The organism is uncultured Wocania sp., from assembly GCF_964021735.1.
In the GTDB taxonomy this organism is placed as follows: Bacteria; Bacteroidota; Bacteroidia; order Flavobacteriales; family Flavobacteriaceae; genus Wocania_A.
Map to the genome: position 1 here is coordinate 1 of NZ_CAXIBN010000100.1, position 11,783 is coordinate 11,783.

Genomic DNA, 11,783 nt, shown 5'->3' on the forward strand with positions numbered 1-11,783 from the left:
GTAATAAAATTATAAAAAAATCGATAAAACGCTTGTTTTTTTCGATTAATTGCATAAATTTGTCTTTTAAACCCTTAAATCTTCGACATGAAAATAAGAATTATTTTAATAAGCTTCAGCTTTTTCTTAGTTGCAAACATTGGTTTTGCTCAGAAAAATAAAGCTGCAAAAAGTATAATAAGCGACAAAGTTTCTATAAAAAAATATCACACCAAAGAAGATCTTGACCGTATGCAAAAAGGACAGTTACTAGATTTATACGTTGAGCGTATAGAGAGCCTTGTTAAATTGTTACCGTATATTGCATTTGCAACTAAGCCAGGAGTAACTATGACTACTTTAGGGATTCCAAACGATAAAGATAATAGATCTGCACTTGATGAACAATTTGAAGCTACTGAAAGTTTTCTTGAAACAAATGGAGAATTTCAAAGGCGAATTTTGCCTTATTCAGATACAAGTAACTTAATTGCTGCGATTTTGTTTTACGAAGAAACAATGAAATCATTGCACGAGTATAGTGAGTTTCATTAGAAATTCAAATAGTTTTTAGTTTTTTGTTTTTACTTATGCAGGAACAAAATAAATATGTGAATATCATATTTATTTTGTTCTTTTTTATTTAACAACAAAATGTAATAAATTCTATTTGGATTGAATACATTTATCTTAATAATATGTATTTCATCGATAAAATTATATATTAAAATGTATCTAATAATGCATTTAATCGAAATAATTGGTATTTCATGGATTTTTTATTATATATTTGAGCGTTATATAATAGAAAATATTATTTGTTTTTTCAACATAAAAAATTAATCATGAAAAACTTTACTAAAATACTTTTGGTATTTCTTTTAATTACAGGAAATATTTTTGGTCAACAGGAAAAGGGAATTACAGGTACTGATAATTGGCTGCACAATTGGACGGAGTTTAAACCTAATACGGTAGACTACGGAGAGCCTACTCAAATACTAGCAGGTAACATAACTAAAGATACAAAGCTGTCTAAACGTAATGTATACTTGTTATCTGGAAATGTTTTTGTAACAGATAGTACAACACTCACTATAGAACCAGGAACAGTTATAATTGGCGATTATGAGTCTAAAGCATCACTTACTATTTCTAAAGGCTCAAAAATAATTGCCGAAGGTTTAGAAACTGATCCTATTATTTTTACCTCAAACAGAAGCGTTAAAAGAGCAGGCGATTGGGGCGGAATAATAATTCTTGGTGATGCGCCAACTACAAAGTTTGGAAGCGGTTCAGTGGCATCTTTTTATGAAAAACTTAATGCCACAATTTTTGAAAATTCTAACTACGGAGGCGAAAACTTAGCGAGTAATTCTGGTATTTTAAAGTATGTTAGAATTGAATATGCAGGAAAAAGAATTAAAAATGCTGGATATTTTAATGGTCTTTTATTGGCTAGTGTAGGTAACGAAACCATATTAGAAAATATAATGGTTAGCCATTGTGCTGGTAATTCTTTTGAAATATTAGGAGGTGAGGTTTACTTAAACAAAGTTGTTTCATACAAAGCAAATAGTAATGATTTTAAGTTTAATTATGGTACACAATCCAGCTTATCAAACTCTTTAGCAATTCGATCTCCTTACGTTTCAAGTAGAAACGGTGCTAGATGCTTACAGATTAATTCTTATGATAATAAAGATGAAGTAGATTTTACTAAAAAAGGAACCTTGGTCGTAGCAAAAAATATAACCTTGATTACTGATAGTGATAATATAAAATCTGATATACAACAAGGGTTAGTAAAAGAAGCCGTTTATATTGGTCATAATGCTTCTCTTGAAATGATTAAAAGTGTTATTTCTGGTTTTAATCCTGCGGTTTTGTTTGAAGATAAAATTAGAGTAAATCAGGAAAATTTAGAAAAAATCAAGTTTACCGATATGTATTTTAACAATTGTAATGGAAATATTTTTGTTGAAAATAATATGAATAATGAAGATTTAGAAAATTGGTACGGTAACTCAGCCTTTTTTAACGTGTACTCTAAGAGTAATAATTCTGAGACCTTTATTGATTTAAAAAACCAAAGAAAACCAGATTATAGATTAAGAATTAATAAAATAATAGCTTCAAATGAAGTGGATCCGGACTTAAAAAGATTAGACGATTAAGAAGTGAATCTAGTTATTAGTTTGATAGAACTTTAGCACATCCTGTTTCTTCATAAACTTTGGAATTATTTATTTTTATTTAGCCAACAATGATAAAACAGATAGTTTAAAATTCTAGAACGTGAACGATAATTGTTTCTCTTCTAAAGAAAATAATATCAAATGAAGAATTTTACTATTACTTACATTGTTGCTTTTTTAATGTTTTCAGTAACTGAAGCTATTGATGCGCAAGTGGTAATTAGCACACCAAGTTTAGGTTTTAGTCAAGCTTGTGCTAGTGCTTCATTTAATACATATAATATTACGTTTTCTTTTTCTCCAGAAGGAAATTTAAGCTCAACCAATCAATTTATAATTGAACTTTCAGATGAAACAGGTAGTTTTTCAAACTCTACCGTAGTTTATACATCAAGCCAAGGTTCAGTAACAACATCACCAGCAACTTTAAGCTTCTCACTGCCTACAGATACTTCAGGAGAATCTTATAAAGTTAGAGTAAAAAGTACAGCACCAATTGCAACAAGTACAGGGTCTGTTGCTTTTCCAGCATATTACAAAATTCAAGATACACCATTTTCAATAAATAATTTAATTGAAACAGGCGTGTATTGTTCAGGGGGTAGTTATTTATTAACCATTGATAATCCAGGAACAGGCGATAACGATTCGCCATTGCAATATCCCTCGCTTACGTTTAATTGGTTTAAAGAAACCAGTCCAACAACATCTGTTTTTGTGGCTACAGGAAATACGTTATCAGTCAATCAATCTGGAACATATTTTGCCGAAACTAATTATGGGTCGTGTACATCTAATTCATTTTCTAATCGTGTTACGGTTAGCGAGTCTACAACAAACGGAACATCTTCTATTAGCTCTAGTTTGGGTAATCCGTATTGTGCAAGTCAAGGCTCTACAACTTTAAGTGCTATAAACGGAGTGAGTTATCAATGGTATAAAGATGGTGTTGAAATTTCTGGAGCTACAAATCAAATGTATGCTACTAATGAGTCTGGAGAATTTTCAGTGGATATTGATTTAGGCGATTGTAGTACGAGTGCTAAAATAGATTTAGATGGTACAGGCTTTACGAGTGAAATTGATGTAGATGTAGATGGTGTTAATATAATTGATGATGATGAAACGTTAACTGCTACTGTTACTACAACAGCGAATACTCCTGAGTTTAAATGGTATTTAAATGATGTATTAATTACTGGTGCAACAGGAAATAGTTACGAAGTTACACAAACAGGAAGCTATAAAGTTGTTATTACTCAAACAGTTGGATGTGCATCAACCAAAGAATTTCAGTTTACAGTAAATTCTGCTTTTCCAAACGTTGCTCAAATCCCAAATTTAATAAGCCCAAATGGAGATGGTGTAAATGATACTTGGGTTATTCCACAAGAATATGTAAACGGTTCAAATGCATCAGTAACTATATTTAGTTCTCAAGGAAAAATAATACTTCAAACAAACGATTACCTAAATAATTGGCCAGAAAATCAATTGGATTTTAAAAGTGTAAATCCTGTTTATTATTACGTTATAACAACTCAAGATAATAAAACTAAAAAAGGCTCGATAACGGTTGTCAAATAGAATGAGAAAATTGCTATTACATATCGTTTTATTGTTTTGTATTACTCAACTGTTCTATGCCCAAGAAGATGGTGTTGTAGCTTTTAATATGCCTACAAGAAACTCTTTAAAATTTAATAAATATACCATCAATCCAACATTTAGTTTTGTAAGAGAACAAAATCGATACATCACTTTTTACAATAAAAGACAATGGGTGCAGTTTGATGATGCACCGTTAACTTACTTAGCTAGTTATGCTGGTCGATTTAGAGAAAATATGGGTATTGGTGTTGGCGTATTTCAACAAGATTATGGCGTATTAACTACTTTTGGAGGTGTTTTAAATTTTGCTTACAATGCTGTTCTTAACACAGATAGTAATTTAACCTTTGGAATGAATCTTGGGTTTTATAAAAGCGGTATAAACGAAGGTAGAGTCAATACAAATTTTCCAGATCCGTCTTTAGAAAATATTCCATCAAACTCAATAATTACGTTAAACCCTGGTATAAACTACGGAACAGCATTTTTCGATTTTGGTGTTTCTGTAAATAATGCGGTTTCCTATAATTTACAAACATCTGAAATTATTGAAGATAATCCCGAACAAAGCATTCAAGGGCATTTAATGTACACTGGCTATTTAAGTAGTCGAGGTTTTTTTGATGAAAGCAAATTTTCAGGTTTACTAAGGTCAGAATTCAAAAAAGACCAAACTGTTATTTCAGGACTTGTTATGTTAAATGTACCCAAAGGGATTTGGGCACAAGCTGGTTATAATAGTATATATGGTATTTCAGGAGGATTAGGTTTAAATATTACGACTCAAATTGCAATTGAATACAACTATGAAAAAGCAATAGGCGATTTATCAACTTTCGGAAATTCACACGAAATTACATTAGCATATAAATTCAAGAATAGAGAACGATATAGTTATAGTGGTGATGATGATGAACAAGCACTTTTAACTACCAAAAAGAAGAAAAGGGTATTAGCAAAAAATAGTACTACACCAAAGCTTAGCGCTGAAGAAAGACGAATTGCAAAAGAAGAAGCTCAAGCTAGAATTGAAGCAAGAAGATTAGCAGCACAAACTAAAGTAGAAGAAAGAAAATTAGCAGCCCAACAATCACAAGAAAAGACAGAACCAGAAATTCAAGCAAAAACTACAGCAGAAGAAGCCAGAATTCGATTAGAAGAAACTAAGAAAGCCAAGGCTGAAAAAGAAAGTGAAGAAGAAAGATTAAAGCAAGATGAAGCAGCAAGAATTGAGGCACAGAAAAAAGCAGAAGCACAAAGATTAAAACTAGAAGAAGCTACTAAAATTAAAGCAGCAACTGAAGCTAAAGAACGAGAAGAGGAGCAAGCCAGAATTAAATTAGCAGAAGAAAAAGCTAAAGCTGATGCTGAAGCACAAGTTAAGGCTGTAGAGGAAGCTGAGCGTAAACGAATTGAAGAGGCTAAGGCAAAAGCTGATGAAGAAGATAATATAGAAATGGTAGAATTGGACGGTGTGCTGGTTCCTGTGGCAAAAGATAAAACTACAAGGGAGATGAACAGCCTAACAAAATTAACAACAGATACTAAAATAAAACAGCAAAAACTATTAATAAAACTAAGCGAAACGGTTGCTAGTAGAAATCAAGATCTTAAAGATTTAAAAGAAGAAAACGATTTAAGCGAACGTGGTATTTACAAAGCACCAAAACCATTTAAAAGTGTAACAGCAGAAAATGCTATTTTAGAATCTTTAAAAGTAGAAATTGATAATGTTATTACATCTCAAAATGAAAAAATAAAGCAGCTAGAGGATTTATATAACGAAAGACTTAAAAAAGTTAATGATGAGAATGATGCAACCAATACATTTTATTCTAAAAGTATTCAAGATTTAAAAACAGAGCAAGCACAAGCTCTAAGTACAAAAGAAAGCTTATTATCAACATTAGAAACCATTAAAGTAGCTACGGAGGTTGAAAGAAAACGTAGAATTAAGCGTGCAGCATACGATAATGAAGAAGATCGATATCTAAAAGATAGAGCAGCATTAAATCAAATAAAACAATTTACGCCTGTAGCATCAGAACCATTAACATCAGAAGATTTTGACTCTGGAGAAGAGCAGAGTAGTAACATACAAATTGTTAAGGATGTAAAAAATACCGAAAGTGGGTTTTATGTTGTAATTGCAGTACATAGTGATGTTGCAAAAAGAGATGAGTTTTTAAGAAAAGCTGTAGCATCAGGACAAGCAAATATAGATTTCTTCTTTGATGTTAATACTAGTAAATATTATATCTACTATCAAAAATTTAATGATATTGAATCTGCCAGAAATGCTATGGAATTAAAAGGAAGCAAGCCATATAATAATAAAATGTCTGTAGTTAAAGTAGAGAATTAATAGATAATAATTAAAACCGCTATAGTTTTTTAGTTCGCTTTATTAGAATTCGTGATTCATTCTTTCATAGAAACTTAAATCTTTCAAGATTAATGATTCTTTTCTAAAATTATTAATTTGTATATAAAATATTACAAAAATAAAATTATTTTAAGTTTAAAGTAGTAATTCAACGATTAACTGCTTAAATTATTGTGTCTATTTATAAGTGTTACAAAAAAATTCACGATATTTATACCGTTTAAAATCATTAAAATAAGATATAATACTTTTAAAGTACTAATAAGCTTACTTTAATGATTTTAAATAGTTAGAAATATTTCTTTTTAAATGCCCCAAATAAAAAAGAAATGCAAAAACTAATCGACTATGAAAAAAACTACTTATGTAAACATTGGACTTTTTGTTTTGATGTCATTATTATGTTTCAGTAGTATGGCTCAAAATTTAATTCCTTTTTCACCAAGATACGATCAAGCTATTAAGGGAGATATCCTTTTAATAGGAAACAGTAATGTGGGTTTGCATGTTTCAGACCCGTATAATGGGAATGATACAAATGATAGAGTAAATGCAGCAGTTTATGTTGATATTGATGGTGATGCTACGACATTCAATTCTAGTAGTGCAGATTTAGATGTACCAGACGATGTTACTTGTTATCAAATAGTTTATGCTGGCTTATATTGGAGTGCCGTTGTTAATGGAGCAGAACCTATTTCTGATATTAAATTTAAAGTTCCAGGTGGAGCATATGTAGATATTACTGGTACTCAAATTTATTTTCAAAATGCTGCAAATAATAATAACTCGAACACTTATGCCTATTACCATGATGTAACAAATATGGTAACTGCTTTAGCAAATCCAGAAGGAACTTATTCGGTAGCAAATATTTCATCGCTTATTGGGCCTAAGCCAAACTCAGAAGGACTTTCTGCTGGTTGGTCACTTTTTGTGGTATATGAAGATCCAAATTTGCCAAGCAAATACATAACATCTTTTGATGGTTTTACAAAAATTACTAGTACTATAAATGAAACCTTTCCCGTTTCAGGATTTACCACTATACCTACAGGTCCAGTTCGTGCTAAATTTGCTTTTAGTACAATTGAAGGTGACCGACGATATACAGGCGATTATTTAAGGCTTAACGGTACTACTATAGATGCCACAAATAATGCGGGTACAGTAATTCGCCCTGGAAATAATTTTTTCAATAGTACGGTATCTTATATAGACCCTGCAACTAATACGCCAGAGCTTTTTACAACTAGAACTCCAGATGGTTCAAACACTTTAGGGTTTGATGCTGGTATTATTAATATCCCAAATGCGGGAAACACTCTAATTCCTAATAGCGCTACTTCTGCAACCATTAGTTTGGGGAGTAATCTAGATATTTACTATTACTATTTTAGTGCTTTTGCTATTGAAATTATTGCACCCAATATAGTCTTAACCAAAATTGTTGAAGACGAGTTTGGAAACAATATTGGTGGTCAGTTAGTAAGCCTTGGCGATGAATTAAATTACGTTATTGGTTTCCAAAACACAGGAAATGATGATACTAGAAATCTTACCATTAGAGATGTTCTTCCTATAAATATTGTTTTTAATTATCCAACAGATTTAGGAGTTTTACCCCCTGGCGTAACCGTACAAAGTTACGATCCAACAACTAGAGAAATCATTTTTAGTATTGATAATTCTGTTGTTGAAGAAAATGATCCTGTACAAGAAATTCGTATTAAAGTAACCGTTGTACAAACCTGTAGTTTATTAAATGATGCTTGTGATAATATAATTAGTAATCAGGCATTTGCGACTTATAACGGAACGTTAAATCCAACATTTACTATATCAGATGATCCTAGTTATAACACCAATGCAGGTTGTTTATTAAATACATCTGCCACTAATTTTTTAGCCGATATAGATTGCACGTTTACTGAAGAAGTTATACTTTGTGGTGCAAGTACGGTACTTACAGCTGGTGATGGTTACGATTCATATTCATGGTCTACAAGCCCAACAGGAACTCCAGTTATTGGTACAACACAATCTATAACTGTTACCACAACAGGAACTTATTATGTACGTAATACAGCAATAGCACCTTGCCAATCTATCAATCAAGAATTTGAAGTTATTACTTTTGGTGCTGGTGTTACAAACCCATTAATTCCATTTGCAGATCAGGTTGTTGTTTGTCCGAATGATGGTAAAGAATTGCCTAACTTCTTTTTATGTGGTGCAGGTGACACAAGAAATATTCAAACCAATATTACAGATACATCTTCTATAATTTGGGAAAAATTAGATGAAACAAGTTGTACAGCTGTTACAGATCAAGATTGTGCCAATGAAGATTCAGGATGTACTTGGAATCAAGTTGAAACAGGCCCCAACTATTTAATAGATACGGCAGGTCAATATCGATTAACATTAAATTATACAGGTGGTTGTTTTAATCAGTTTTATTTTAATGTGTACACTAATTTACTAGTTCCAACGGTAACATCAAGAGACATTTATTGTACAACTCCAGGAGAAATAACTGTAGGCGGTGTACCAAGTGGTTACGAGTATAGTATTGATGGCACTAACTATCAAACTAGTAATGTGTTTTCAATTACTAATCCAAATATCTATAGTGTTTATGTGAGACAAATTGGTGTTTCTCCGAACCCTTGTATATTTTCAGTACCAGATGTTCAAATACGAGAACGCGATTTTACGGTTTCAACCATTATAACTCAACCTTATTGTAATGGCGAATTAGGTAGTGTGGTATTGGCGGCAAACGATGTGCGTCCGCAATATTTCTTTTCAATTTATGATGGTGCTACTTTAGTAAATAGCGTAGGACCTATAAATGATAATAACTATACATTTTCAAATCTAAACCCAGGAACTTATACTGTAAATGTATCAACAGAAGATGGTTGTACATATACTGGAGATATTGAAATTATTACTCCCCCTTTATTAGAAGCTACTGCCGCATTAACACAGCCATTAACTTGCACCGATGGTGAGATTACAGTATACCCAGTAGGAGGAACTCCACCGTACTTTTACTTTATAAATAATACAACGGTTTTTCAAAGTACACCAATAATTTCAGTAACAACAGCAGGCGTTTATAACATTACGGTTGTAGATTCAAATAACTGTTCAGCAGACACCTCAATAACTGTTGCTGCTACGCCTGCACCAGATTTTAATGTGACCAAAACCGATATTTTATGTGCGGATGATGTTAATAGTGGTTCAATAAACATTAATGTTACAAACCCTAACGGTAATAGTTTACGATACAGTATCGATAATGGTGTAACATTTACTAATTCACCAGTTTTTACAGGACTTATCGCAGGGAATTATGATGTTGTTGTGGAATATACCTTTGGTACAGGCGTATGTTTATCAACACCACAACTTGTAACAATTATAGCATCAACTGCCATTTCTGGTACTGCGACACTAACTACACCTTATACGTGTACAACTAATGGGGTTATAACAGTTTCAGGAGTTTCTGGTGGAAATCCACCATATAGTTATAGTCTTGATGGCTTTACGTTTCAAGGTGGAACGACTTTTTCAGGATTAACCGATGGCACTTACACAGTTACTATTAGAGATGCTAATAATTGTACGTTTGTTACAGCACCAATTACTATAGATCCATTAAATCCACCAACGGATTTAACCTTTAGCAATCCACCGTTAAGTTGCCCGACAATTACTACCGATGTAACGATTAGTGCAACAGGAGGGACCTTGCCTTTAGAATATCAAATTATAGCACCAGCAGCTTCGGCAACAGTATATCAATCTTCAAATGTGTTTTCAGGTTTAGCACCAGATACCTACACTTTTCAAGTAAGAGATGCTAACAATTGTGAGTATAGCGAATCTTATACTATTGCCCCATTGCCACCAGTTGTTGTAAGCACAGTTCTGACTAAAGATTTAGATTGTACGGCATCGCCAGATGCAACAATTACTGGAACAATTTCTAGCGGTGTTGCACCATTCACCTATGCTGTTTCATTTAATGGCGGCACCTATGCTTCATTAGGAGCAACGGGTTCTCCGTTTACATATACCACAGCAGTTGATGGCGATTATCAATTCCAGGTAACCGATGCCAATGGGTGTACCGCTGAATCTTCAGTACAAACCATAAATGCCATTACATTACCTAATATTATTTCAGTGGTACAAACACAACCTATCTTATGTCATGGCGATTCAAACGCTGCCATTCAGATAAATATTGATAATACTGTGGGTACGCCACCGTTCACAATTCATGTGAATAATGATACTACGTCAACAGATTATGGCACACAAACAAGTGGTTTGCCAGCAGGAACGTATACCATTACTTTAACCGATTCGAAATCGTGTACCGATACTGAAACCATTGTAATTGCTGAACCAAACCCGATTGCTTTCGATTTAACAAAAGTGGATATTACCTGTAATAATCCGGGTGGTTCAAGCTTGGGCTCTATTACAGTTGAAAACGTTACGGGCGGAACAGCTCCTTTTACCTATTATATTACAAATAATTTTGGAGATGTTATTCCAGGTAATCCTTATTCAGCAGTTTCTAATGAAAATCATACCTTTAATATTATCAATTTTGGTACCTACACTGTAAATGTAGTTGATGCCAATGGTTGTAGTTTATCTCAGCAAATAGTTATTGCTTCTCCACCATCAGATTTACTTATTAATGTTAATACAGCTGTGCCTGATTGTACAAATGGGGGTACAGCTACAGTACAAGCCATTTCTGTTGTAGGTAGTGGAAGTTATGAATTTGGTATTTTAGAATTCAATTTTGCTCCTTATACATCTACCTTTTTTCCTTCGGATATTGGATTCCCAGATACAAGAACATTTACCAATTTAACACCAGGTGTTGTTTATACCTTTGTAGTACACGATTTGGCAACAGACTGTTATTTTGTGAAATCCGCAGATTCGGCAATTGACCCAGCTTCAACTTTAACATCATCAGTTATTCCAAATAATGTGATGTGTGTTGGAGAAAATAATGGTAGTGTAACCTTTACTATTGATAATTTTGATAGCACTACAACTTCAGTAGATTATGCCATTTATACAGCATTTACAAATGTTTTAGTAGATGGTCCAACCAATTTATCTGTTACTTTTGGAGTACCTGAAACAGTAACAACGCCATCACCTGGAACATTATCACCTGGACAATATTATATTGTTTTTACTGAAAACGGAACAGGTTCGTTTAATGGATGCGAATCAGCAACTACAATTTTTGAAATTACTGAATCAGCAATAGACTTAGATATTACAGCTACAGTTGATACAAATGCTAATTGTAATCCAAATTCAGGAATAATTAGCGCCATAGCCACAAATGGTACAGCACCATATTTATATCAAATTACAACATCGGCAGCTCCTCCATTGTCAACAGACCCTTCATGGGCTTCGGCTAGTGTTTTTAATGTAGATGCTAATAGCTATTACGTACATGTAATAGATGCGAATGGTTGTATTAAATCAACCCCAGTTTTAGTTTTACCGGCAGATCCAGAACCAGTTATTACAGCTACGGTTAGTAA

General features: G+C 32.8%; 4 protein-coding genes and 1 pseudogene. All 5 read left to right on the forward strand.

Annotated features, from left to right (window positions below):
- Window positions 1-87 precede the first annotated feature (87 nt).
- Entirely contained in the window at window positions 88-534 is a 447-nt protein-coding gene (locus AADI82_RS09905; RefSeq protein ID WP_341216286.1) for a hypothetical protein, read from the forward strand.
- A 290-nt stretch (window positions 535-824) separates the two neighbouring features.
- Window positions 825-2,156 (forward strand): hypothetical protein, encoded by a 1,332-nt coding sequence (locus AADI82_RS09910; RefSeq protein ID WP_341216287.1) that lies wholly within the window; start codon window positions 825-827, stop codon window positions 2,154-2,156.
- A 162-nt stretch (window positions 2,157-2,318) separates the two neighbouring features.
- Window positions 2,319-3,764 carry a gliding motility-associated C-terminal domain-containing protein gene (locus AADI82_RS09915; RefSeq protein ID WP_341216288.1) on the forward strand — a complete coding sequence of 482 codons (1,446 nt, stop codon included), beginning with the start codon at window positions 2,319-2,321 and terminating at the stop codon, window positions 3,762-3,764.
- A 1-nt stretch (window position 3,765) separates the two neighbouring features.
- The gene (locus tag AADI82_RS09920; protein ID WP_341216289.1) at window positions 3,766-6,153 is read left to right on the forward strand and encodes a PorP/SprF family type IX secretion system membrane protein; all 2,388 of its coding nucleotides are present in this window, start codon (window positions 3,766-3,768) and stop codon (window positions 6,151-6,153) included.
- Window positions 6,154-6,522: 369 nt separating this feature from the next.
- Window positions 6,523-11,783, forward strand: a pseudogene (locus AADI82_RS09925) (chromophore lyase); the annotation flags it as partial.

What these genes read in the sequence shown, in the direction of transcription:
- AADI82_RS09915 (WP_341216288.1), top strand. Translation starts at nt 2,319, where the DNA reads ATGAAGAATTTTACTATTACTTACATTGTTGCTTTTTTAATGTTTTCA.
- AADI82_RS09920 (WP_341216289.1), top strand. Translation starts at nt 3,766, where the DNA reads ATGAGAAAATTGCTATTACATATCGTTTTATTGTTTTGTATTACTCAA.
- AADI82_RS09910 (WP_341216287.1), top strand. Translation starts at nt 825, where the DNA reads ATGAAAAACTTTACTAAAATACTTTTGGTATTTCTTTTAATTACAGGA.
- AADI82_RS09905 (WP_341216286.1), top strand. Translation starts at nt 88, where the DNA reads ATGAAAATAAGAATTATTTTAATAAGCTTCAGCTTTTTCTTAGTTGCA.